Raw genomic sequence first — 23,836 nt, 5'->3', positions numbered from 1 at the left:
AGTCTCGCTCACTCCAATGTCCGGGTGTTGAAATCCGCCAACGTCACTACCTGCTGTTTACGTGCGCCTATATCTATCATAGAAAGGATGTCAGGAATTATAGGAAACTTGTTATGGCGACAAATGAAAGTCAAATAAATCACATTTACGGTTCAGAGGATGCTCAGGGTATTTTACAGCTTGCGATCGCGCGGCGACAGGATGAAGGGGAATTATCCAGAGTGCAGCTTTTCGAGATTGCAGCGGAATTGGGCATTTCGGAACAGGATATTGTGGCGGCGGAACAGCAATGGTTAGCAACTAGAGGAGAATTTCAAGAAAAACAGGTTTTTAACTCTTACCGTCGCGCTAAATTGCAGAAAAATGTAACAAAGTACGGCATTATCAATAGTTTCTTAGTTTTGTTTAATTTAGCAGGAGCGCACGAGCTTTCTTGGTCGCTTTTCATTTTACTAACCTGGGGCTTAGGATTGTCGCTGAATGCTTGGAATGTTTATCAAACTGAAGGGGAAGATTACGAAAAAGCCTTTGGGCGCTGGCGGTTGAAGAAACAAGTCGGAGAGTCTCTTGGTACTGCGACGAATAAGTTGATGAAGTGGTTGCAGTCGTGATTTTCTATTAATAAAAAAGCGAGCGCTTTTTCTTCTAATCAACTACCGCTAATACAAATAACTCGGAAACTCTAACACTTAGACCGGAGAGAAATCGGACAAATGATTAATAACTGCTGTATTTTTCTCCGAGATTTAAATTAACTCCTATATTCTTAGCCGCCATTCTCTAGCCTTTTTTCTACCTCATTAGTTGGTAGTTTTGGCAATTATTTCCAAAATGCTGCCCACAAAATTGTGAGGGAGTAGCTGATCAAAAGCAGCGCGAGATTTGCGGCAAACCTCAGCAAAATCGTCATCCGAAAGTTTATCGTGAAAAGCTTGGATATAATCTCCAATCCGATGCACTTCCGAAAAAGGAACGATAACGCAAAAATCTTCCCATTTCATGCCTCTCAACTCCGGTAACGATTTATTGGTATCAATGAAAACCGGAATTCTCCCTGCTGACATCACCTCCCCGAGATGGTAACAGCCATTATCGTCTCCCCTCATCGCCAAGATATAAGCATTCTTCTCGATATTTTGGATATACTCGGCTCTTTGGCGGTTTCTTTCTTCTAATGGAAGACTAAAAAAATCTCCCTTTCTTTCTATCAAAGATGTTTGTAGATTTTTCGCTTTTCGCACTTCATTAATTATTTTTTTTCTAACTAATCGTGCAATCAACCTTCGCAGACCCAAATTCAAATTACGATTAACAAAAAGGTTGCATGCCATCCAGTTAACCATAGAATCAGAAAATTTGATATAACGTAATATCAGCGAGTTTAGTCGGGATGGATATTCAACATTTCCCACAAAACCGACAGTAGGAATTGATGGTTTTGGTATATTTACCTTCTCTCCCAGGTCATAAATCCATGGGGGCGCGGGTATTGATTTTTCTTTTTTATCACGGTAAGTTGCCGAGGCAAACAATATTTCTCCTGGATAAGGCTGACACTCCAAACAGTTTGCAAAGGTGACGAGAGTCCGTTTTGAGCTTAATACTTGGCGCCGAAATTTATGTAATTGAGCTTCCTTCTTAAGGCCATAATAACTTGAAATAAAATGTGGAGTTACCACAATCTTGCCTGCATCTGCCAAGTTTGTAAATCGGTGAATCTTGACTAGCTCCGGCAATTTATCCCTGAGCAAATTCCAAAACTCTAACTCTCGATTAGTGTCCGGCGGACTGAGGTGCATTAGCAGTGGGGCTGAGCGTACACCAGGAAGTAGTAAATCTTCATTGATCCATATTTCCAGAGGTTTGTTAAGTTGGCCGCTCATTGTTTTTTATCTGACTAATTTTTTACTTTCAACGGAAATCTTGACAGGGGGGGACCCTCCCTGTCACCAAAGAATTTTAACATAGGCAATCAAAATTTTAAGAGCAGGGGGTAGCCATACGCTCCTCTAGAGCGTTTTACGTTTCATTATGGCTTGCGGAATAAAAGCAGAAGGCAGGCCTGAGAAGGGTTTTAATCTTTTTTTGAGCGAACAATGGCAAATTATACCATAAGCGAGGTTCAAAACCCTGGCACTTTTGTGGGAAGCTGCTGGGTAAATTTGAGAAATAAGCGATGAACCTATTATTTTTCAAGCTGTGTGGCGCGAGCTTATTCGCTGTGTAGACTTTTTCAGTAAGCCCTAATTAGAACGAGCTACTTATCTGTTGCTTGCAGTTGCGCCCAAGCGCAACTGCAAACTCACTAAAATTAATGCGACGCTTCCACGTTAGCAGCATCTTCAGCCACAGGATGAATTAAAGCAGATCGCAAACCTTGCCGAATTTCCGAATTCAAATACCTGCGCTGCAAAACCTGCCATTTTTGCCAAGCTGCATAGCGATTTTCGGCTAACAAACCAGCCAACTTCGGCAACTCTTTTTTCAGATCGCGATCGACAAAATCTGTCAGAAACTCGCCTAAAACTTCACTGTCTTGAATATCGCCCAAACATTCCTGAACAGCTTTCACATCTTCGACATAAACTTCGTAAGTCTCGCTGTAAAAATCCCCAAACAGATTCATCAAATAGCGAACTCGCTTAGCTTGCTTCCGCAAATCGTGCAGAATAGTTCCCTCGGCTGCTAACTTCTCTTCGACAGCCTCAGCATTCAAATCATCACCAACTTTAACTTCGCCATCCTCATATTCCGTGCCCAACAGCCAAGCCGGATGCAGGAAAAACTCACTGACTTGAGGTAACAGTAAATCTGGCAAAACCTCAGCAATTGGCAAATGTTCGATCGCCTGAAACTTCGGTTTTTCCAGCCAATCCTCGATCGACTGCTTCAGCGATTCGTAGCTTTTGTGCTCTAAAATCGCCCTCACCTCTTTTAAAGCCCGGTGTCGCTGTTTGAGCAAAGTCAACAAAGCTTTATCCAAAACTTTCTGTTCTTGAGTCGGCAAATTCGGGTAATAGCGGTTTTGGAGACTTTCGAGCATCACATCCAAATCCCTGAGCGTTCCCAGAATCCGCCCCACCTTACCAATTTTGCCTTCCGAAGCCTCTTTTGGCCAATCTAAAACCGGAGCAAAACCAGTCACAGCCGATCGCAAACGTCTCAATCCCACGCGCATTTGGTGAAGTTCTTCGGCGTCTTTGTCTTTGAGAACTTCAGCCTCGTGCGCTACACTTTTGCGGAAATATTTCTCAATCGCCTCAGATGCAGCGTCTCCGAGAGTTTTAACTTGAGTTTTAACTTTTGCTGATGTTTTTACGTTCATGGCAGGTGTAGATTCCAGATCCCTGATCGACTTTAATTTGGATTTCAAGGCTTTGCTAGTAAAGGGTTTACATCCTAGCACACAACCCCAATTTATGACTCGCTTCCATACATAAATCTTAATATAAGGTGCTTGACAGTTGATACAAAGTCAGCATTTAGCAATCTAAAATCTAAAATCTAAAATCTAAAATCTAAAATCTAAAATCTAAAATCTAAAATCTAAAATCTAAAATAAAATTACCCTCCCTCACCCTTGAGCTAATAAAAATCCGATTTCTGGCGCGCTTTCCCCAACTGGTTAAGATCGCTGCAAACCGATATTTATTCGCCAAAGGGTGAGAGAGGGTGCGATCGGGAGGACAAGTTTTAAATTAAATCAAACCCGCCCAGGCTGCCAGACTTCAAAGAGGCAGTTTAGCCTTTCCAGTCTTTCTCAGATTGGGAGAGCACGTAGGTTGCTACATCCTCAATTTGTTCGGGCTTCAACTTGGCGCCGAAAGCAGGCATAGCATTTTTGCCCTTAGCTACCTGAGTGGTAATAGCTTCCAGAGAATTCATACCGTACTTCTCAAGAGCTTCCTTTTTCAAGGTTTTCATGGCCATAACCACGTTGCCGCCACCGATGTGACAAGCAGCACAGTTCGAGCTAAAGATTTTAGCTCCGTTAGCGGCATCTCCTGCCAAAGCAGGGCGGCCAAAGCCGACGGTAAAAATTGCGATCGCTAACAGGGCGATCGATAAGAGTCTTTTCAACGCAGTTCTCCTCTAATGGACACGCAAAAGGTGATTCTTTAGATATTTTACCTGTTAAAACAGGCGCGATCGCGCAGTCGTATCGCCTTCTTCCGAGTAATTTACCACTTTTTGGCAGTGGCAGTTCAACTCTCAAAATTCTCCACGCCCCAGCCCGGAGCTTTCTGAGCAGCCCGGATTACAAAAGCCGCTAAATTTTCAATCTCAGCCTGTGGCATCCAGCTTTCCGGCACTTGGCGGCACCAAAAAGTCTCCTCAGTACCGTCATAAGTCATCGGTTCTCTCAGATACGCCACCAGACTATTGATGTTGCTGCGGGGAGGCGTTGCCCCTTTGAGGTCAGCCAAAGACAGAGATATCGTCGGATCTGGCAAATTAGCTCCTCCGACGTGACAATTCAAGCAATTTTGCTCGAACAATACCTTGCCCGCAGACAAATCCTGAGCCGAAAACAAGCGAGTATGTCCCTCAGAGTCCAACTCCAGAGCCACAGGTTCGCTGGCTTGTAAATACCTATTCACGTAAGAATCGGCAGCAGCCAAAACAGGTTGAGGAGCCAACAGCACGAGCGGCAAAATAATTAACATCCCCAACAGAAAGCAGACAAAAGCACCACGACGCAGCATGAGGGACTACAACCTTTTGCGAGAATCAATGAGCTGGAGGTAAATTTTAGATTTCAGATTTTAGAGCGAAAAACGACCAGCCAGCAATTATTGCCGAACTTCAGCCCTCTCCCAATCCAAAATCCAAAATCTAAAATCTAAAATCTAAAATCGATTAGCGAGCGCCTTTGCCACCAGCCCACTGCTTGGAGACAATTTTCGGCTGTAACAGAATGTGACCGGCAATCGCGTACAAATCGTCATCCGAGAGATTTCTCATCTCAGCGAAAATATCCGCACTCTTCATACTCGGATGCAGTTCCGAAATTTCTTCAAAGCCGTCATAAGTGGTGGGATTTTTCATAAAGTCCACCAGCGACTCAATACTATTCCGGGGCGGGTTGGCCAAAGCCAGAGTTTCCGGGCTCAAATTCACGTTCGGGTCAGTTTTTGTCATGCCCGCAGCGTGACATTGAGCGCAAGCCGAATTGAATAGGCGTTTGCCTTGCTGAACTTGTTTGAGGCTCAGCACCACTGGAGCACCCTTGTCATTCAAAGTCACAGTGCGAAGTTCAGGACTCAGTTCGACAGCCATCGCACTGCTGACAAATAACTGAAAGCTCAAGAATACAGCGGTCAGAGCAATGAAATATCTTTTAAGCATGGTTCTCCTTAAAAAAATCCGGCAAATTATTGAACGCTAAGAGATCGTACCTGGCAAACAGATGTGTGTTCAAAATTCCCTCTTTCTGCAACAACTGGCGAAAGTTGGTGCAGCCATACCTTTAAAGGTAGAGGAATTTTGCGATCTAATCTGCAAGAAGTTTTGAGTCGCGCCTTTTTTCGAGAGTGGACATAATTGCCTTAACATCCTCCAAAGCCAAACGGGTTTGAGGGTGCTTGTAGGCAATTTCCAACTCATCGCACAAGCGGATCACCTCTTCAACAGGGACGTTGAAGTCCTCTGCTATTTCTGCGATGGACAGGTCTGCAAAACCCATAATTTTTAGGTCGCTGACAGGTCAAAATTGAGTTGACGGCTATTAACTGAAAGCCGGACAATTTTAGAAAGCGCTGTTAGCTTGTTCTGTTAGTTTGTTCTGAGATTTTGTTTGATCTATCGCAAGCTAACTAACCGCTAACTGCTACTAGGCATTTTTGCCCAGCCAAACTCCAGGGCCAATCAACTTCCGATCAATATCATCCCACTGCTGCGTCGTTATTACCAATAGGACTTGCGCGCGCGGGGCTCAAAAGCCGGTGTCTGCGTGAACGTCTCGTTACCAAACTCAATATTGTTGGTAGAAGGCGGGTTTTTCGCAATTCCTCAGCAATTTCCTCTGTGCCCCGCACTCACCAACAGACAATCCTCTGGCGCAGCAGCTTAGGGAGAAAGTTTGAAGGCGTGAGTCTGCGGGGGCAAAGCGTGGTTATCGCTGGCTTCGAGGGCGGGGAATTCCGAGCCGGCCAAGAAAGGCTGGGGCTGGTGGAGGCTGATGAGCTGACCAAGAGTTTTCTTTAATTGAGTCCGGGGTACAATCAAATCTACAAAACCGTGGGCGAAGGAGTATTCGGAAGTTTGATAATTTTCCGGCAGCTTTTCCCGCAGAGTTTGCTCGATTACCCGGCCGCCCGTAAAGGCCACAGTAGCTTTTGGCTCTGCAATTATAATGTCTCCCAACATGGCAAAACTGGCGGTGACGCCACCGGTGGTCGGGTGGGTCAAAATCGGGATGTAAAGCAGTCTCGCTTCCCGATGGCGTTCCAGAGCCCCGGAAATTTTAGCCATTTGCATCAAGCTGAGCATTCCTTCTTGCATTCTTGCACCACCGGAAGCGCAGACAATGATCACGGACAAGCGTTCCCGCGTGGCGTGTTCGATGAGGCGAGTCAGCTTTTCTCCGACAACTGAGCCCATGCTGCCGCCGATGAACTGAAATTCCATGACTCCGAGGGCGACTGGCAAATTTTCTAGTTTGCCGATGCCTGTTTCTACGGCGTCTAGGTGGCCTGTTTTTTCTTGAAATTCTCGGAGTCGATCGCTATATTTTTTTCGATCGCGAAATTTCAGGGGATCGGTGGCGTGCAGTCCTTCGTTAATGGGTACCCAGGTATTGGGATCGATCAACTGCTCGATGCGATCGTCACTGTAAACTCTGATATGATGCCCGCATTCCAAGCAAACCATTTGATTTGCTCGCAGGTCTTTGGTATAACTCAGGGCATCGCAAGCTTCGCATTTATTCCAAAGTCCGTCCGCAATTTCTCGTTCCGGCCGTTCTTGGGAGTTCGGTACTGATTTTCGTCGATTTGCAAACCAATCAAATAGAGACATTAAAACTTGGTAATTGTTAACTGTTGACTGTTGACTGTTGACTGTTGACTGTTGACTGTTGGCTGTTGGCTGTTGTTATTTGTGAGTTGTTAGCTGCTACCAATAACTAATAACTAATAACTCATAACTAATAACCAATAACCCATAACAACTGACAATAAACAACAGACTTGACTACTGACTATTGTCCTCTTCAATGGGACTGATGAGGAGCGATGCTGTTTGCTGGTGTTGTGGAAGAACTTGCAGGGCTGTAGCACTTCCAGCCCCGAAATAAGATGCTATGCCCAAGTCTACAATCCGGGCCGGGATTTCATGAGCAGCTAGGAGCTGCTGCATTAATTCCGCTTCCCAACGAAAGCTAGTAGTTGTAAGTGTAATCCAAGACACGGAACAATTTTACCAATTTTTGAGACAATGTTATGTTCGATCGCGCCTGACTACCTGCGGATCAGAAACTAAAATTCGGGAAAAACAACTGCCAGTAACTAGATAAGATCGCTTCGCCCCACAGAGTAGTAATTGCTGTACCGAGAGCCAGAAACGGGCCGAAAGGCATGGGTTGACGCCGATCGAGTAACCCGATAGCGATCGCCCCACCACCTACAAAAGCTCCGGCGACACAGGCAATAAATCCCGCTAGCAGCAAGTATTTCCAGCCCAGCCAAGCTCCCATCAAGGCGGCCAATTTGGTATCTCCGGCCCCCATAGCATTCTGGCCGAGGCCGATCGTCCCGGCGAGTCCGATGGCGTCAAACAGCCACAACCCGACAACTGCTCCCGCGATCCCGTCGAGTACCAGATAGTGTATCGAGTCGATCAAACTAAAAGTCGGCCACCAACCTTTCGCCACTTGGAAAACCAATCCGACCACCAAACCCGATCGAGTTAAAGAATTAGGCAAAGTCATTGTATCGCAATCAATCAAAGACAAAGCCAACAGCCAGCTAAACAAAGCCCAAAAACCCAGAGTTTGCACACCCGCCCCAAACCGCCAGAAGATGAGCAAAAACAGCAAACCCGTAGCTGCTTCCACCAGCGGATAGCGGGCAGAAATCCGACTGCGGCAGTGATTGCAGCGTCCCCGCAGCCACAGCCAACCGAAAACGGGTATATTTTCGTAAGTTCTGAGTTGATTTAAACACTTGGGACAGCGAGAAGGAGGGTGGATCACCGACAAACCCGCAGGCAACCGATAGACTACCACATTTAGAAAACTGCCAATAGCCGATCCGAAAGTAAATACAATGACATAAACAATACAATTAAAAATTATTTCCATTAATTGGTAATTGATAATTGGTAATTGGTTGGGCATTTGGCCGAAGGGCCGAAGGGCATTGGCGATTAGAACCAACAACTAACAACCAACAAATAACTACTGACTACTGACTACTGACTAATACATTTGAGATTCAATTTCGTCAAAAGTAACAAAACGTTCACCGGGCAACAAAATCGGCTGCGAAGCAAAAATTAGCTGCCCTCGATCTCTTCCTAGACTAACAACTACACCGATCGGACGCTGGATCTGCTCGGAATGCACTTTCAGATACATACCATAGGCCGATCGAGCCGCTCGGATCAAATCGGGAGCTAGCAAGCTGTGACTTTCGGAAGTTTCTATCCAGGGTTCTGGGTGCGGCTGGTATCTGGTCACTGGAAACTTATCATAATGGTATAGGTCTAGCTATTGGTGTTGCCTCTAGATGGAACTGACCGAAAGCATCCAGGATACAAGCCCCCGGATTCATCCGTCCAGAAATAAAAAACCTGTATCCGATCCACAAGCCCCCGAATTTATCCGTGGGGTCAATGCTTCAATTCTTTAATCTAAAATCTAAAATCTCAAATCGATTGACCTTATTTTTTAAGAATATACTAGGTGGAAATTAATAGATTAACTTACAATCCTCCCTTGGCTGCGATCGAACTGCGGCTGCGATCGCTTCTTTCCGCCCAACTATACGCTGCTGCGTGGGTAGATCCGTCCCCCGCAACGCTAATGGGGGTTTTCGAGCACCTGCGTACTCTCCGCTACATCCTCCACGACTACGTGCCCCGGCCCGTGTCCGAATCTCCGCCCAACCCAGGGGAGGTGCGCTACCAGTGGCAAACAGGCACCTTGCTGTTCACGGATTTGGCAGGGTTTACCTCGCTGTTGGAAGCGAATGCGACCCAGGGGCGCAAGGGAGCTGAAAGCCTGCTGGGCGTGATTAACGACTATTTTGCCTCGATGATTGAAATTGTCAGCAAATCGGGCGGGGATTTGCTGGAGTTTACCGGAGATGCGATGCTGGTGCAGTTTCTGTCAGGGGTTCATCAAGAGGATACAGCTAGGGCGGTGCGGGCGGGTTTGCGGATGCAGCGGGCGATGGCTGAATTTGCGAATATTGAAACGGCGCGGGGTGTTTTGGCTTTGAGGATGCGGGTGGGCATCCACTGCGGCCGCTATATTAGTGCTGACATCGGTACCCCGCTGCGGATGGCTCACGTACTGCTGGGGCATTCAGTCCAGGAAGCCAAGCAAGCTGAGGGTTCTGGGACTGTGGGGCGGGTGTGTGTGACTGAAACTGCTAGAGAGTCTTTGGGAGAGCAATTTCGTTTTGAACCGGGGAAACAGGGTTATTTCTTGGTGGCGGACGATTTCACGGACGATCAACTCGGAGAGTATGATATCACTTTGACGGGGCGGCGGATGCCGAGTTCGGTATTGCTCGATCGCAGCGTTGCGGGCTTGGTAAAAGAAATCGGGGAAGCTGTGCAGCGGCTTGAACCCCTTGCTAGTTATATTCCCAAAGCGATTCTGAGACTGCTGGTGGAAAATGCTGATCAGCGCAAAATCCCGCCGGATTTTCCTGAACCGACGGTGATGTTTGTCAACTTGATTGGTTTACCGGAGTCTGTGGACAAAGCGTCGCTGGAGGAAGAAGTCAATCTGATAGTGGCTTTTTCTCGGGTGTTTGCGTCGATCGATGCTGTAGTCTCAGCTAAAGGGGGCGTATTGCAAAAAGTAACGGCGCACTTAGACGGTTCCGATATGCTGATTTATTTTGGCGTACCCGATGCTCACAGGGATGACGCCAGCCGCGCCGCTAGTGCGGCGATTGCAATCCGAGATATGATTGCAGCTTTGCCGCCAGTAATTATCGGCGGTAAAGAGGTGGAAGTAAGCTGTCAAATAGGGCTATCCCTGGGGCCGGTGTTTGCTGCTGAGGTTGGGGAAGCGCGAGGGCGCAGGGAGTTTAATATCCTCGGCGATACGGTGAATACGGCGGCTCGGTTGATGAGCAAGGCGGGGGAAAACCAAATTTTGATTGGTGAAAGGGTGTGTGAGTCGATCGGGCTAAACTTCATTTGCGAGGCTTTGGGAGCTGTTTCTCTGAAGGGGAAATCTGCTCTGACTCCGATTTTTATTTTGCAACGTGCAAAAGGGGAGAAGGGAAAAGGGGGCGTTTAAATAACTTTGCTGGGTAATAGTTGTACAGGTTTTATGGTTCACCAAGGCAAGTACAGCACAACCGCTTTCCACTGTGACTCCTAATGTTATTTTTATAATTTTTTACGATACATCACAATAAAAACCGCCACTTCGTCAGATCAGTTCCCGTTGCATCGGAATCATTTAACCGCAGAGAACGCAGAGGGAGATCAGAAAGAGATGAATAATTCCGATGAAGGGCGGAATTAATATCACTCGCATAGATTAAACTCCGATCGATACTTCACCGTTCCGCTGCAATCCTGCAAAGCTCCACTTTCTAACTCCAACACCATAAAAGCTTCATCGGGCACATCATATTCACATTTCAAGCTATTTCTACTAGCAGGAATGAACCCAAAACGCAAATAAAAATCTGGATTACCAAGCACAACCACTGCCTGAAATCCCAATCGCCTGCACTCTTCTAAACCCTCCCGGATCAGCAGCGTTCCTATACCTTGGCGCTGATAGTTTGGTAGAACTGCGACTGGCGCCAACCCCAGAATAGACAAATTTTTAGAACATTTTCCTGCGACGACAACCGGACTGAAGAAAATGTGTCCGACAATGCGATCGGCTTGTACGGCAACTAAGGAAAGTGTAGATGCAATTCCCCGCAAGCGATCGACTAAGTTAGCCTCATTTTCTCGCCCGAATGCCGCAATATTGAGGTGGCGAACAGATTCGACATCTTCTGGCTTTTCAGTACGGATCTCCATAGCTTATATTGATTGATTGTTCGAGCAACTAACAGTCATTATTGCGGTACAAGCTGACCGGAAGACAATCGCTTAATGCCCTCCATTGCTGTAGTTTCTCCGGCTTTGTCACCGCCCTCACGAGCAATTTTTAAAGCTCCCTCGTAGGATTCGAGAGCTTGAGCATATTGACCGAGACTTTCATGAATTGCGCCCATATTGTTGAGCAAGCGTCCGATACTTGTCTTGTCACCAATTGCTTCTAACATCGGTATTGCTTGCTGAAAATAGATCAGCGCTTGAGTATCTTTGCCGAGTTTGCGAGAGGTAAGTGCCATGTTGTTGAGGAGGCGGCCGACGCCAGCCCGGTCTCCGATTTCTCGGCGAATTGCTAAAGCTTGGTGGTAAAATTCCATCGCTCTATTAAAGTCGCCGATGTTGTAGTAGACGCCGCCCATGTTATTGAGGGTACGACCTAAATCGCGCTGATCGCCGACAGCCGTGCGAATCGTCCGCGCTTGCTGGTAAAATTCGATCGCCTTGGCGTAATTGACCTGTTCTGTGTACACGGCCGCGATGTTGTGGAGGGATTCTCCAATTTCAATTTGGTCGTCGGTAGTTTGGGCAAGTTCCAAAGCTTCTTGGTGCAGTTTCATCGCTTCGGAAAAATTGTCCCCAATCCGGTTAACGAAACCGATGAGATTGAGAGTGCGCGCGATACGACGCCCTCCGCTGATTTCTCGGTGAATGACTAAAGCTTGCTGCAGAACTTCCAAAGCTTTGGGCCTCAAACCCATTTCGCCATAAACTTCCCCCATATTATTGAGAGTTTCTCCGATTCCGGCTTGGTCGCCGAGTTGCTGGCGGATTGCCAAAACTTGCTCAAAAGTCTCGATTGCTTCTCGAAACAAACCCTCGCGGTGCTGTTTTACTCCTGTTTCAAAGAGTTCGTCTGCTTGCGTTTTGGGGTCTGTTGCCTGAGCGAGTGAAGCGAAGCTATCCCGTAGGGAATCGCTCGCTTGGGTGTGCCTCGCATTGATAATTGGGACATAAGCCCGGGCGTCTGAAATTGCCAGCAAGCTGAGTGCGGGCGATAAGACAATACTTATAGCTGCGAGATAGCTGAAGTGGTAAGAGCGGCAGTGCACCGATCGAGTCCTCCAATAGCTAAGTGATAACTATTAAGATAGAGCTTTTTGGGGTGTTCCTGCCGAATTTTTTCTCAATCCCTAGGCTCTGACTGGGTTTTTGTCTTCCCAGACGGCCATAATCAGTGGCATATTGTTGAGAGGGGAGATGAGAGCAAAGTTTTTGCTGGGTGGAAGCGATGCTTTTTCAGGGCTTTCTAAGATGATGTCCTGTTGGTCAAGCGTGATCCAAGCAATTCCTGACACCACTTGAATTTCTCGATGAGTTTGAGGCAATCTATATACCTCGTTTTCCATCAGAATAATGCGATCTGGCGCTGCACATTCGGAAGATATTTGAAGCATAGCATCTCCTACTTGGTAATGGGTAATTGGTAATGGGTAATTGGTAAAGGGTAATGGGTAATTGCTAAGGGGTAATGGGTAATTGCTAATTGCTAATTGAGAACTGTATTTCACTTCATTTCCACGCAACCCACACACTACTATTGGCAATAACGCCGATCGATCCAAGCGCGCATTTCATGATCCGTCGCCACGCAGGTAGAACGACCAGTCGCCCGATCGCAACCGTGCCACCAAGTGTTACCATAGCGATCGCGCGTCTGCCAAATTCTCAGAGCGTCCTCACCAGAAGTGAGGTAGAGCAAAAACTGCCCAATTTGATTTATGGCTGAACAGAGAGATTGCCCTTTCGGTTTTTCGGATGGTTTAGCTCGATCGGCAATCGAAAAAAACCTCATTATTCGGGGGTCAATCCGATTTTTGTAAGTAAACATAGCCAACACCTTAAAGTGATAACTCCTACAAAAATTGCACCAATAAAATTACAAGAAATAGCTTTTAACTGCAATAATGCCATCGCAATTACAGCACAATATTGTTGTCGTGCAAGTTCTGTAAAAGTCTATCTGTTACCTGATAAATTAACCTTAACTCTGGGGCAATTGACAATCAAAGCATTGCTTGCATAGGTTGTATGAATAAAATCGATATATCGAAGCCCTTGTGACAATTTGGGTACTACTGGCACAAACGCTATGAGCGAAATCAATACGCGGCGGATGAAACTCTCTCAGATTCAAGCTTTGATAGCTGTAGCAGACTGTGAAAACTTTAGCGAGGCGGCTTTGCAATTGGAACTGTCACAATCAGCAGTCAGCCACGCCATCGCTTCTTTAGAAACAGAATTGGGAGTGCAACTGTTTCACCGGGGACGACACGGTGCTCAACTGACACCAGTGGGGGAAAGGGTAGTGAGTCACGGGCGTCAAATAGCCCGCGCTTTAGAAATGATGGTCAAAGAAGCGGATTTAGAAAAAGGTTTGCAGGGAGGCCTGGTGCGGATAGTGACTTTTCGCAGTGTTGCAACTCATATCCTACCCGGTATGATTGCTAAATTTCGCGATCGCTTTCCCAAAATTGCCGTCAGCATTACCGAAGTTTATTATACCCAAGCTGTGGAAGAAGCTTTGCGATCGGGCAAAGCAGATATCGGCTTTGTCTCTCTTCCCATCTCCAATGAATTTGAAACGAGGGAAATTTTGCGGGATAAATATGTTGTGTTGCTGCCGCCAACTGCCAAATTGTCAACTGCTAAGATTACCTGGGAAGAATTAGCGGCTTATCCGTTGATTTTGCAGCCTGCAGAAAATTCTTGTTCTGTACCGCTGCGAAAATATTTGACAACTTCGGGGTTTCCCTTAAATATCGCTTACGAACTCAGCGAAGATTCAACTATTGTCAGTATGGTGATGCAAGGTTTGGGTACAGCAATTCTGCCGCGTTTGGCGGCGGAACCGATACCGTCTTCGGTGAAAGTTTGCAGTTTGCCTGCGGATTTTGAAAGGGTAATTGGGGTGGCTGTTTTGAGGGATGGGTTGTTGATTCCGGCTGTGTTTGCGTTTTTGGATTTAGTTAAAAGTGCCGCAGAGGTTGATTGTGAGGGCGAGTTTGCGATTAATCCTTCATGAGAAACCTAAGTTATGGGTGGTTGGTTAGATTGTACTTTTTAACCGCAGATATCAGCAGATGAACACAGATGAATGCGGATGGGATTTTATCTGCTTTTATCTGCGTTCATCTGCAGTTGAAAAAAATACGCCTCAGCAATAGTACGATCGCTGATTGCCTATTTCATGCGTTTTGCAACAAGACTAGAACTGTCGCCTTGGTGGAATTTGATTCGACCGTCTAGTGAATTTTTACCCTTTAATCTCAGCCAACCGCTACCAGATGCAGGGTCACATTCGTCATTGCCATCCCATGTAAACTCGAATCGCTCATCATCTCGGTCTTTTACCACTTCGCCGTCAATTTCACCTGATACTAAACCGAATTGAAATTCTCCCGAACCTGTGGGTTCAATCTCGATATAGGCTTCAACTTCCATGTCCAAGTAATCACTATCCCACATTGCCATCTCTGTGATCCGCCATTTACCGCTATATTGCATTTCTTTCATCCTCCACTTGTATTACAGATTTTCTCACAATGACCACAACATAGCTGAGTCGCATTCCCGATTACACAACTCAAAACTATTCCCCGTATCTCTGCCGCAAAATAAATTCAGCTAGCGCCAAATCAACGGGTGTTGTGACTTTCAAATTCGTCTCTTCCCCCTCCACAATTTGCACTGGTAAACCGCATTTTTCAAACAAAGCCGCATCGTCTGTCACTTCCCAACCTTTTTGTCGCCCTTCTTCGTGACACTGCTTTAACAATTTCACTTCAAATCCTTGGGGAGTCTGGGCTGCCCACAAATTGCTTCTGTCTGGAGTGTCTCGCACGATTCGACGCTCATCTACGACCTTAATCGTATCCTTGACCGGGACGGCGACAATCAAGCCGGGACAGCTCAAGAGGGCCTCGGCAGATCGATCGAACAATTCAGCAGTTGCCAAACACCTCGCGCCGTCGTGAATCAACACTCGATCGCCCGACGGAGGCAAAGCCTGCAAACCGTTGTAAACTGACTCTTGCCTGGTGGCGCCTCCTTTAATCAGTTCCACGGGCTTAACCAAAGATAAATCGCTCACAATTGCTTTAAAATCAGGAAAATCGTCTGGCTGACCCATGATGCCAATCCAGCTAATGTGCTGCGAAGCTTCAGCAGCAGCCAAAGTCCAACTCAGCAAAGGTTTTCCCAGCAAAGTCAGCAGCAGTTTGTTCCGCTGACTCCCCATCCGTCGCCCCGAACCCGCTGCAGGAATTAATAAGTGCATTTACTAACCGTTTTTAACCCAACTAGATATATATAATAAGAGCGTCCTGTACTTTTGAGTCAGTTGTTTAGCTGTCAGCCAGTAGCTTTTAAGGTCTAGAAATACTATAAGCTGATAGTTGAGAGCCGATCTCTGAGAGCTACCTCGATCAATAATAGCCCGATCGTTTATGATGCGAATACTAGCACTTGTCCCTGGCGGGATTGGCGACCAAATTTTATTTTTCCCCACTCTTGATGACCTCAAGCAGTCTTATCCCGACGCGCAAATTGATGTCATTGTTGAACCGAGGGCGAAGGGCGCTTACCGAGTCTGCAAATCCGTCAAAGAAGTCTTGACGTACAATTTCAAAGACCGCAACGCTATGGCAGATTTGGGCAATTTACTGGGCGTAATTCGCGATCGCGAATACGAAGCAGTTATTTCCCTAGGCCAGCGGTGGACTGTAGGGCTGCTGCTGTGGCTGACCGGCATTCCGCAGAGAGTTGGCTATTCTGGAACCAACGGTGCTCGATTTCTCACTGCTGCTGTACCGCTGAAAACTGAACAGTACGCCGCTTCAATGTACCACGATTTGCTGCAAGGATTTAACATTAAAAATCCTTGTCCGCCAGTGGCAATTAATGTACCAAAACAGGACATTCAGTGGGCGGAAGCCGAACAGCAGCGGTTGGGGGTAAAAGAAAGCGGCTACATTTTGATTCACGGCGGTTCGAGTCAATTAGCTGTGTCTAAAGGTATTGACAAAATTTACCCTACAGACAAGTGGAAGCAAATCATCGAAGACTGTCAGCAACGGCAGCCGAATTTGCCTGTTGTTGTTGTGAAAGGCCCAGAAGATGCAGACTTCGTGACAAAGTTAGTCGAGTTATGTCCGAATGTAAAAGTTATCTCGCCGGATGATGTCGGCAAGTTGGCGGCGACTATTGCTGCTGCTAATTTGATGATATGTACTGACAGTGCGCCGATGCACTTAGCTGTGGCGGTTCAAACTTATACAATAGCTTTGTTTGGCCCGACTGAACCGGCGAAATTGTTGCCAAAGAGCGATCGATTTTTGGGCATTAAATCTCCTACTGGCAAAATGGCAGACATCTCTCCTCAAGATGTTTTGAAAAAGGTTTGGGGCGGCTAAGAACAAAAGTTCGCAGTAAGGACTTTTAGCTGGTTCCCAGGCTCTGTCTGGGAACCCATATCTAGAGGCTCTGCCTCGCTTATCGGGGCTTCACAGGAGGCAGAGCCTGGGGACGAGGAATCTTTTTCCGTAATTCCTCTTTCGCTCTTCGTTTTTCAACAAGCTCCATCATCTCCTGTAATTCCTTCTTCTTTTGGTTGGCAAACCGAGTGGCGGCAACAGTTGTCACTCCTCCCGCGGCAGTAGTGACAGCACCTTCCTGAACTTTATTAGCATAAACAAGTCCCACACCTACGAAAGCAAGAATTGCCGATGTACCGATGACGGTAAGGGCGACATTGTAGCTTTGGCGAACTTGTCGCAGCAATTCTTCCAGTATTTCTTCTGCAAGGTCGCTATAATCTTGATCAGGTTGCGAGTTGCCGAATAAGTTAAAATTCATTTGACTGACCTCTCTTGTTTATCAATAATTGCTTTTGTGTTCTGATAAAATCATTACATCACTTTAATTGAGTGAAGTTGACCAGAGGTATAAACTTAGGTCTATTAGAGGTCGGTCTAATCAAAGTATAGTCAAGGTATAATTAAACTATGGATTGGCAAAAATTTCTTCAACGCGAATCTGGGATACATGAGTTATCTCCCGAACAAACAGAAACATTATTATCAGCACTCTTATCTCCTGAAAAAGCACCGCTAAATCAGGCAAAGCTTCAAGTGAAATTAAGCACATCAGATGATAATGTAAAAAAACGATTGGGAGAGATTTACAAGAAATTTTCAAATAGTTTTCCTGAACTTGCTAGCCAACAAGGTGCCGGTAAGTTGAGGACTCTGCATACTAAATTAAAACAAAAGTATTATCAACCATCACAACCCGTAGTTGCTACCCAAGCTTCTAACTCCTCTCCCTACCCCGAAGAATTTATATCGTTAATAGAAGAAAAGATTAAAACCTTTTGCGGTCGCCGATTTGTTTTTGAAACTTTTCAGCAATTTATCACCGAAAATCCTTGCGGTTATTTTACAATTATCGGGGATGCGGGAATGGGCAAAAGTTCGATCGTTGCCAAATACGTCTCCGAACATAAATCTCCCTGCTATTTCAATATTCTCGTCGAACGCCGTAACAGACCCGAATTGTTTTTGAAGAGCATTGGCCAGCAATTAATTGACCGCTATCAATTGCCAAATTCAGAAGATGCCGATTTACCAACTTTACTGGCAAAGGTGGCGGAAAAACTCACTTTGGGCGAACGTTTGGTAATTGCGATTGATGCACTGGATGAAGTCGAACAGGAAGCGGGAGAAAATCTTTTACATTTACCGACAACTCTGCCAGATCGGGTTTATTTCTTGCTGACGAGGCGACCTTATCACCTCGGTAAAAAGCGGCTGTCCGTATCTCCGGGAGTTCCGGTAAACGAGCTAGATTTAAGAGACAACAAGTATGTTAATTCTAATCAGGATGATATCAAAGAATATATTCGCTTTGTTCTAAATACCGATTCCGATTATAAAGATAGACTGAGAAACTGGATTCAAACCCGCAGCATTTCCGATACAACTTTTGTCGAGGAATTAGCCAGCAAAAGCGAAAACAATTTTATGTATTTGCGGTATGTTTTCCCAGCAATTGCTAAGGGCGATTACAACGATTTGAGTTTAAAGCAATTACCAGATGGGCTGCAAGAGTATTATCAAAACCATTGGGTGCGGATGGGAATGGAAGCTAAGCCAGGGCAATTGATGGAGATTGTATTGTATATTTTACTAGAGATGGGCACGCCGATTCCCTGCGAGATGATTGCTGGAATTTCCGAGGTAGATGAATGCGATGTGGCACAGGTTTTAGATGAGTGGGTTGAATATTTGAAAAAGCAGCAGGTAGATGGAGAAATCTGCTATACCATCTATCACGCTAGTTTCCTTGATTTTCTGAAAGCCAAACGGGAGATGGATGCAAAGCGAAAGATTTTTAAGGCAGTAAATCAACAAATTGCTGAATATTTAGAAAAGGGGATGGCGTGAGATGGGAGAATTTGCTGACAAGTTCGAGACCAAACCGCTTTTCTATCAACGTGCTTATCTGGGCAGCTTGCTGCAAAATTATGTCAAGTCAGGGAATTTAGAAAAGTATTATCAGACGCTGACAGATTTTCACTTCCTGATGGCAAAGATTCAGCATCCTGAGTTTGGAGTGCAGGCCCTGATTGATGATTTCAATTTCGTTGACGATTCAGAAGCATTAAGTAACCCAGAGTATAATCCAGAAAAAGCGAAAGCCCTGGACTTGATTCAAAGGGTACTGTGGATGTCAGCCGATATTTTGAAGCGAGATAAGACACAACTGGCAGGGCAATTTTTAGGGCGCTTGCTGCACTTTAATATTCCGGCAATTCAGGCAATGCTAGAGGTAGCAAAGCAGCGGAAAGCAGCACCTTGGTTGCGTCCTGTGACACCATGTTTAACTCCTCCTCGTAGGGGATTGCTACGCACTCTCAAAGATCACAGCGACTCGGTAAATGCAGTAGCCGTCACTACTGATGGCAAGCGAGCGATTTCTGGTTCATTGGACAGCACCATCAAAGTCTGGGATTTAACAACTGGAGATGAACTCTTTACCCTAGAAGGTCACAGCGACTCGGTAAATGCAGTAGCCGTCACTACTGATGGCAAGCGGGCGATTTCTGGTTCATCTGACAAAACTCTCAAAGTCTGGGATTTAAACACTGGAGATGAACTGTTTACCCTAGAAGGTCACAGCCACTGGGTAAACTCAGTAGCAGTTACTGCTGATGGGAAGTGGGTAATTTCTGGTTCATCTGACCAAATTCTCAAAGTCTGGGATTTAAACACTGGAAAGGAACAGTTTATTCTTCAAGGTCACAGCGACTTGGTATATACATTAGCCATCACTGCTGATGGCAAGCGAGCGATTTCTGGTTCAAATGACAACACCCTCAAAGTCTGGGATTTAAGCACTGGAAAGCAACAATTTACTCTTAAAGGTCACAGCGACTCGGTAAATGCAGTAGTTGTCACTGCTGATGGGAAGCGAGCGATTTCTGGTTCATTGGACAGCACCATCAAAGTCTGGGATTTAAGCACTGGAAAGCAACAATTTACTCCTAAAGGTCACAGCGACTCGGTAAATGCAGTAGCTGTCACTGCTGATGGTAAGCGGGCGATTTCTAGTTCATGGGACAAAACCCTAAAAGTCTGGGATTTAACAACTAGAAAAGAACTGTTTACGCTTAAAGGTCACAGCAATTTAGTAACAGCAGGAGCCGTCAGCCACGACGGCAACTGGGTTATTTTCGGTTCAGATGATACTCTCAAAGTTTGGGATTTAACAACTCGAAAGGAACTGTTTACTCTTGAAGGTCACTTGAGGTCAGTAAATGCAGTAGCCGTAACTGCTGATGGCAAGCGAGCGATTTCTGGTTCATCTGACAAAATCATCAAAGTCTGGGATTTAACAACTCGAAAGGAACTGTTTACTCTTAAAGGTCACAGCAATTGGGTAACAGCAGTAGCCATCACTGCTGATGGTCGGGCGATTTCTGGTTCCTGGGACAACACCATCAAAGTTTGGGATTTAACAACTCGAAAGGAACTATTTACTCTACAATGTCATAGCGACTTGGTAACAGCAGTAGCCGTCACTCACGACGGCAAACGGGTTATTTTTGGTTCAGATGACACTCTCAAAGTCTGGGATTTAACAACTGGAAAATTCATGGCCAGTTTCACGGCTGAAAGCCCGATCGCCTCTTGCGCTATTGCACCCGATGGAGTAACAATTGTGGCAGGCGACGCATCCGGCCGCGTATATTTCCTGCGGCTAGAAGGGGTGGAGGAACTAACATGAATTCCTCACCTCTGCCAACTCCCATCTCTACCGCTGCTTACCCAAAAGAATTTCAGCCACTCCTGCGAGAAAAAACCGAGAATTTTGCAGGGCGCAAGTTTGTTTTTTCTGCCATATCCGACTTTCTGCACTCCCACAGCCGCGGTTATTTCACAATAGTCGGCACTGCCGGCTGCGGCAAAAGTTCCATCCTCGCCCAATATGTCACCGCCCATCCTCGCAGTATCTATTACAACGCTGCAGTTGAAGGCAAAAATCGAGCTGAAGATTTTCTCGCTTCTGTCTGCACTCAACTGATTGACAAATACCTTGCCGCCAATGGGGAAACATCGGAAATTGTCAAGCTAATATCTCAACTTCAAAATCTCGAATCCGATGATGGCAGTTGGTTTCTGTCTTTGTTGCTTCAGCAAATTAGCGATAAATTAGCCGATCGCCAAAAGTTGATAATAGTCATTGATTCTGTAGACGCGATCGCCCGCACGAGTCAGCCTCCCAGCTCAAATCTGTTTTATCTGCCGAGATATTTGGGCGATCGTACTTATTTTATCCTCGCCCGCCGCCCGTTTTTGAGAGAGAAATCCGGTTTGTTAATTGAAACCCCCTCTCAAACTCTCGATTTAAGAGATTATCCCGCCCAAAATCGGGAGGATGTCCTGAACTACATTCAGCAATACCTATCAACCGCACCGGATTTAACTCAACCCGAATTCTGCCAACAACTCGCCACTGTCAGCGAAAACAATTTCATGTATCTGAGTCAGATGCTAAGGGCGATCGGCGAGAATTCACACCCCGATGCTAATCTGGGAGAGTCCTCACTTTTCCCTGAACTTCCTCCCGGTTTAGCAGCGTATTATCAAAACCACTGGCTGCGGATGACAGGTGATGGCTTATCGGCAGTTGACTTGGCTGTGCTGAATGTTTTGGTAAAATCCCCAACAGGTTTGTCTGTAAGTGCCATATCCAATATAATTGATGAGGATGAATACGATGTTGAAAAAGCGTTAGACAATTGGATCGCGTTCTTAAATAAGCAGGAAATCGAAGGAGAAATTTGCTATAGTTTGTATCATAATAGTTTCCGCGAATGGTTAGGCAAACAATCTATTTTAGAATCATAATGAGGACACGGCAGTGTCCATTGGAGTCAACTTAACGTTACATCGATAGTCCGACAGGGGTTGAAACCCCTGCCTCAAAGCTGAAGTCCTCGCTTCCGAGGACTAATGAATGATTCAGTCCTCTTTGAGAGGACTTTCGCTATTAGACAGGGAATTCATTCCCTGGCGGACTGGCGGGTAGGCGGGAGGGCTAGCGGACGAAAAGCTTAAGTTGACACCAATGGACATTGCCATCTCCTGAATCTCGGTAATATCAATTCCGATGCCACCGAGTTTTATATTATATCAAAAACAATACAACAATGAAACGAGCAGTATTTCTTGACAGAGATGGCGTTCTCAATATCGAAGCGGGCTACATTCACAAAGTAGAAGATTTGCATTTAATCCCCGGAGTAGCCCAAGCTGTACGCCGTTTAAATGACAAAAAAATATTTTGCTGTTTGGTTTCCAATCAATCCGGCCCAGCGAGGGGTTATTATCCGGTTAGCCACGTAGAAGCTTTGCACAAACGCCTTTGTCAGCTATTAGAAAATGAAGCCGGAGCAAAGTTAGATGCTCTTTATTACTGTCCTTATTTAAGCGCAGCCGAAGGCGGAACCAACCCAGAATTTACGCGGTATACAACGTGGCGAAAACCAAATACAGGGATGTTGGTAGCGGCGGCTTGGGAACAGGATTTAGATTTGCGAAATAGTTTTATGGTGGGGGATAAAGCGACTGATGTTGATATGGCTCACAATGCCGGATGTACAGGAATTTTGGTGCAGACTGGTTACGGGGAAAGCGTGTTGAGTGGGGAGTATCAGCACCATACTAAACCGGATTTTATTGCAGCAAATTTAGCGGTGGCGGTGGAGTGGATTTTGCCACACTTTGATTAATGTTTGTAGTGGTATTTAAGTTGTTGATCGTGGAGTCTTACAGGAAAGTGCGACGTAAGGAAGGGCGACTGTGAAGGTTGTACCCACGCCCATTTTGCTTTCGCAGGCGATCGCCCCTCCTTGCAATTCCACAGCTTTTTTAACAATGGTTAATCCCAAACCATTACCTTTAATCTTTCCCGTATTTTGGCAGCGGTAAAACATTTCAAATATTTTCCCTACTTCAGTTTCTGGGATGCCGATACCTTCGTCTCGGATACGCATAATTAGTAAGGGAGAGCTAATATTTGTAAATTGGGAATTTGGAAACAAACACTGAGGAGACAAGCAGAAAATAGGTTCTTTGTCTCCCTCGCCTGCTAGACGGCATTCCAATTCCAAGGTGACTAGCCCGCCGTTGGGGGAATATTTGATGGCGTTGACGATTAAGTTAGAAATAATCCCGTGCAGCAATTGTTGATCTAACATCGCGCTGGTAACATCGGACGGGATTAATGTTAGTTTGTGTTTGGCTTCATTTCCTAACTGCAATTGAGCGAGCAAGTCTTGACAAAATTCGACTAAATTTATCGGTAATGGATTGCATTTGAGTTGGCCTGATTCTGCTCGACCCATGAACAGCATATCGTCGATTAGCTGGTTCATCTTTTGGGTAGCTGAGTGCACCAGTCGCAGGGTTCTAACTTGGGATTCGTCACTGCTGCGAGTTCGATCGAGAAGTTCCGCAGAAATTAAAATCGCGTTGAGCGGGTTCCGCAATTCGTGAGCGGCCATTGAAATATACTGGTTTTGGCGGTGCGATTTTTCTTCCACCGACTCTCTGACTGCTTCCGCGGCTTTGAGAGATTCTCGCATCTTGGTTTCGATTTCGTGTCTGTGCAGGGCAATCTCGATCGCCACCCGCAAATCATTTTGTTGAAATGGTTTGATAATATAACCGAATGGGTCTGTAAGTTTCGCTCTTTGCAGCGTTTGATCGTCGGCATAAGCTGTTAAAAATACTGTCGGCACATTCCTATTAGTTCGGATTTTCTCGGCTGCTGTTACCCCGTCCATGTCACCTTTAAGCACGATATCCATCAACACTAAGTCGGGGGGGTTTTCTATCGCTTTTTGAATTGCTTCTTCTCCTGAAGAAACTGTAGCTGTTACTGCATATCCCAGTTTTTTTAATCGACCTGCTATGTCTTGAGCTACAATAACTTCGTCTTCTACAACCAAAATTTGTATAGGGTTCATTTT

27 protein-coding genes are annotated in these 23,836 nt (G+C 45.8%); 9 read left to right on the top strand and 18 right to left on the bottom strand.

Annotated elements, in window-relative coordinates; all coding sequences use genetic code 11:
- Positions 1–113 precede the first annotated feature (113 nt).
- Complete coding sequence (locus QUA74_RS07675) at positions 114–611, top strand: 2TM domain-containing protein (RefSeq protein WP_333326685.1); 498 nt, start codon at positions 114–116, stop codon at positions 609–611.
- 189 nt (positions 612–800) lie between these two features.
- Here QUA74_RS07675 and QUA74_RS07670 read toward each other — a convergent pair whose 3' ends face one another.
- The 10 genes from QUA74_RS07670 to QUA74_RS07625 form a co-directional block, all read right to left on the bottom strand.
- A complete protein-coding gene (locus QUA74_RS07670) occupies positions 801–1,883 on the bottom strand; it encodes a hypothetical protein (RefSeq protein ID WP_333326683.1) in 1,083 nt (360 codons plus the stop codon).
- Between the two features lie 428 nt (positions 1,884–2,311).
- Positions 2,312–3,325 carry a CHAD domain-containing protein gene (locus QUA74_RS07665; RefSeq protein WP_333326681.1) on the bottom strand — a complete coding sequence of 338 codons (1,014 nt, stop codon included), beginning with the start codon at positions 3,323–3,325 and terminating at the stop codon, positions 2,312–2,314.
- A 416-nt stretch (positions 3,326–3,741) separates the two neighbouring features.
- Positions 3,742–4,080, bottom strand: a complete 339-nt coding sequence (gene petJ / locus QUA74_RS07660; protein WP_333326679.1) for a cytochrome c6 PetJ — start codon at positions 4,078–4,080, stop codon at positions 3,742–3,744.
- A gap of 125 nt (positions 4,081–4,205) precedes the next feature.
- Entirely contained in the window at positions 4,206–4,706 is a 501-nt protein-coding gene (gene psbV2, locus QUA74_RS07655; RefSeq protein WP_333326677.1) for a photosystem II cytochrome PsbV2, read from the bottom strand.
- 154 nt (positions 4,707–4,860) lie between these two features.
- A complete protein-coding gene (gene psbV, locus QUA74_RS07650) occupies positions 4,861–5,349 on the bottom strand; it encodes a photosystem II cytochrome c-550 (protein WP_333326675.1) in 489 nt (162 codons plus the stop codon).
- A gap of 145 nt (positions 5,350–5,494) precedes the next feature.
- Positions 5,495–5,686 (bottom strand): translation initiation factor IF-2, encoded by a 192-nt coding sequence (locus QUA74_RS07645; RefSeq protein WP_333058460.1) that lies wholly within the window; start codon positions 5,684–5,686, stop codon positions 5,495–5,497.
- Between the two features lie 383 nt (positions 5,687–6,069).
- Positions 6,070–7,020, bottom strand: coding sequence for an acetyl-CoA carboxylase, carboxyltransferase subunit beta (accD, locus tag QUA74_RS07640; RefSeq protein WP_333216841.1), 951 nt, complete (start codon positions 7,018–7,020; stop codon positions 6,070–6,072).
- A gap of 174 nt (positions 7,021–7,194) precedes the next feature.
- The gene (locus QUA74_RS07635) at positions 7,195–7,410 is read right to left on the bottom strand and encodes a hypothetical protein (RefSeq protein WP_333326672.1); all 216 of its coding nucleotides are present in this window, start codon (positions 7,408–7,410) and stop codon (positions 7,195–7,197) included.
- A 61-nt stretch (positions 7,411–7,471) separates the two neighbouring features.
- A complete protein-coding gene (locus QUA74_RS07630; protein ID WP_333326670.1) occupies positions 7,472–8,302 on the bottom strand; it encodes a prepilin peptidase in 831 nt (276 codons plus the stop codon).
- Between the two features lie 117 nt (positions 8,303–8,419).
- Complete coding sequence (locus tag QUA74_RS07625) at positions 8,420–8,680, bottom strand: hypothetical protein (RefSeq protein ID WP_333326668.1); 261 nt, start codon at positions 8,678–8,680, stop codon at positions 8,420–8,422.
- A 225-nt stretch (positions 8,681–8,905) separates the two neighbouring features.
- Here QUA74_RS07625 and QUA74_RS07620 point away from each other — a divergent pair, with 225 nt between their 5' ends.
- Complete coding sequence (locus tag QUA74_RS07620) at positions 8,906–10,480, top strand: adenylate/guanylate cyclase domain-containing protein (protein ID WP_333326666.1); 1,575 nt, start codon at positions 8,906–8,908, stop codon at positions 10,478–10,480.
- Positions 10,481–10,713: 233 nt separating this feature from the next.
- On the opposite strand, the gene QUA74_RS07615 is transcribed toward QUA74_RS07620, so the two are convergent.
- The 4 genes from QUA74_RS07615 to QUA74_RS07600 form a co-directional block, all read right to left on the bottom strand.
- Positions 10,714–11,223, bottom strand: coding sequence for an N-acetyltransferase (locus QUA74_RS07615; protein ID WP_333326663.1), 510 nt, complete (start codon positions 11,221–11,223; stop codon positions 10,714–10,716).
- Positions 11,224–11,261: 38 nt separating this feature from the next.
- Positions 11,262–12,350: a tetratricopeptide repeat protein gene (locus tag QUA74_RS07610; protein ID WP_333326661.1), complete on the bottom strand. Its 1,089-nt coding sequence runs from the start codon at positions 12,348–12,350 to the stop codon at positions 11,262–11,264.
- An 81-nt stretch (positions 12,351–12,431) separates the two neighbouring features.
- Complete coding sequence (locus QUA74_RS07605) at positions 12,432–12,695, bottom strand: hypothetical protein (RefSeq protein ID WP_333326659.1); 264 nt, start codon at positions 12,693–12,695, stop codon at positions 12,432–12,434.
- A 140-nt stretch (positions 12,696–12,835) separates the two neighbouring features.
- Positions 12,836–13,129, bottom strand: a complete 294-nt coding sequence (locus QUA74_RS07600; protein ID WP_333326657.1) for a hypothetical protein — start codon at positions 13,127–13,129, stop codon at positions 12,836–12,838.
- A 15-nt stretch (positions 13,130–13,144) separates the two neighbouring features.
- Between QUA74_RS07600 and QUA74_RS07595 the strand changes: the two genes are divergently transcribed.
- Both QUA74_RS07595 and QUA74_RS07590 read left to right on the top strand, forming a co-directional pair.
- Positions 13,145–13,324 carry a hypothetical protein gene (locus QUA74_RS07595; RefSeq protein WP_333326655.1) on the top strand — a complete coding sequence of 60 codons (180 nt, stop codon included), beginning with the start codon at positions 13,145–13,147 and terminating at the stop codon, positions 13,322–13,324.
- 66 nt (positions 13,325–13,390) lie between these two features.
- Positions 13,391–14,323 (top strand): LysR family transcriptional regulator, encoded by a 933-nt coding sequence (locus tag QUA74_RS07590; RefSeq protein WP_333326653.1) that lies wholly within the window; start codon positions 13,391–13,393, stop codon positions 14,321–14,323.
- 158 nt (positions 14,324–14,481) lie between these two features.
- Here QUA74_RS07590 and QUA74_RS07585 read toward each other — a convergent pair whose 3' ends face one another.
- Entirely contained in the window at positions 14,482–14,805 is a 324-nt protein-coding gene (locus tag QUA74_RS07585; RefSeq protein WP_333326651.1) for a hypothetical protein, read from the bottom strand.
- 85 nt (positions 14,806–14,890) lie between these two features.
- Positions 14,891–15,577 carry a 2-C-methyl-D-erythritol 4-phosphate cytidylyltransferase gene (ispD, locus tag QUA74_RS07580; protein WP_333326649.1) on the bottom strand — a complete coding sequence of 229 codons (687 nt, stop codon included), beginning with the start codon at positions 15,575–15,577 and terminating at the stop codon, positions 14,891–14,893.
- Positions 15,578–15,749: 172 nt separating this feature from the next.
- Between ispD and QUA74_RS07575 the strand changes: the two genes are divergently transcribed.
- Entirely contained in the window at positions 15,750–16,712 is a 963-nt protein-coding gene (locus tag QUA74_RS07575; RefSeq protein WP_333326837.1) for a glycosyltransferase family 9 protein, read from the top strand.
- A gap of 79 nt (positions 16,713–16,791) precedes the next feature.
- Here the strand turns inward: QUA74_RS07575 and QUA74_RS07570 are convergent, their stop codons facing one another.
- Complete coding sequence (locus QUA74_RS07570; protein ID WP_333326647.1) at positions 16,792–17,154, bottom strand: TRADD-N-associated membrane domain-containing protein; 363 nt, start codon at positions 17,152–17,154, stop codon at positions 16,792–16,794.
- 149 nt (positions 17,155–17,303) lie between these two features.
- Here QUA74_RS07570 and QUA74_RS07565 point away from each other — a divergent pair, with 149 nt between their 5' ends.
- From QUA74_RS07565 to QUA74_RS07550, 4 genes are all read left to right on the top strand, one after another.
- Positions 17,304–18,743: an ATP-binding protein gene (locus QUA74_RS07565; RefSeq protein WP_333326645.1), complete on the top strand. Its 1,440-nt coding sequence runs from the start codon at positions 17,304–17,306 to the stop codon at positions 18,741–18,743.
- A 1-nt stretch (position 18,744) separates the two neighbouring features.
- A complete protein-coding gene (locus QUA74_RS07560; RefSeq protein ID WP_333326643.1) occupies positions 18,745–20,586 on the top strand; it encodes a WD40 repeat domain-containing protein in 1,842 nt (613 codons plus the stop codon).
- Complete coding sequence (locus QUA74_RS07555) at positions 20,583–21,710, top strand: ATP-binding protein (protein ID WP_333326641.1); 1,128 nt, start codon at positions 20,583–20,585, stop codon at positions 21,708–21,710. The genes QUA74_RS07560 and QUA74_RS07555 overlap by 4 nt, the downstream gene beginning before the upstream one ends.
- A gap of 302 nt (positions 21,711–22,012) precedes the next feature.
- Positions 22,013–22,594 (top strand): HAD family hydrolase, encoded by a 582-nt coding sequence (locus tag QUA74_RS07550; RefSeq protein WP_333326639.1) that lies wholly within the window; start codon positions 22,013–22,015, stop codon positions 22,592–22,594.
- Between the two features lie 15 nt (positions 22,595–22,609).
- On the opposite strand, the gene QUA74_RS07545 is transcribed toward QUA74_RS07550, so the two are convergent.
- Positions 22,610–23,833: a response regulator gene (locus QUA74_RS07545; protein ID WP_333326637.1), complete on the bottom strand. Its 1,224-nt coding sequence runs from the start codon at positions 23,831–23,833 to the stop codon at positions 22,610–22,612.
- Positions 23,834–23,836 lie beyond the last annotated feature (3 nt).

Source organism: Microcoleus sp. LAD1_D3, assembly GCF_036702135.1.
Taxonomy (GTDB): domain Bacteria; phylum Cyanobacteriota; class Cyanobacteriia; order Cyanobacteriales; family Microcoleaceae; genus Microcoleus.
This window is presented reverse-complemented; position numbering and strand designations above follow the sequence as displayed.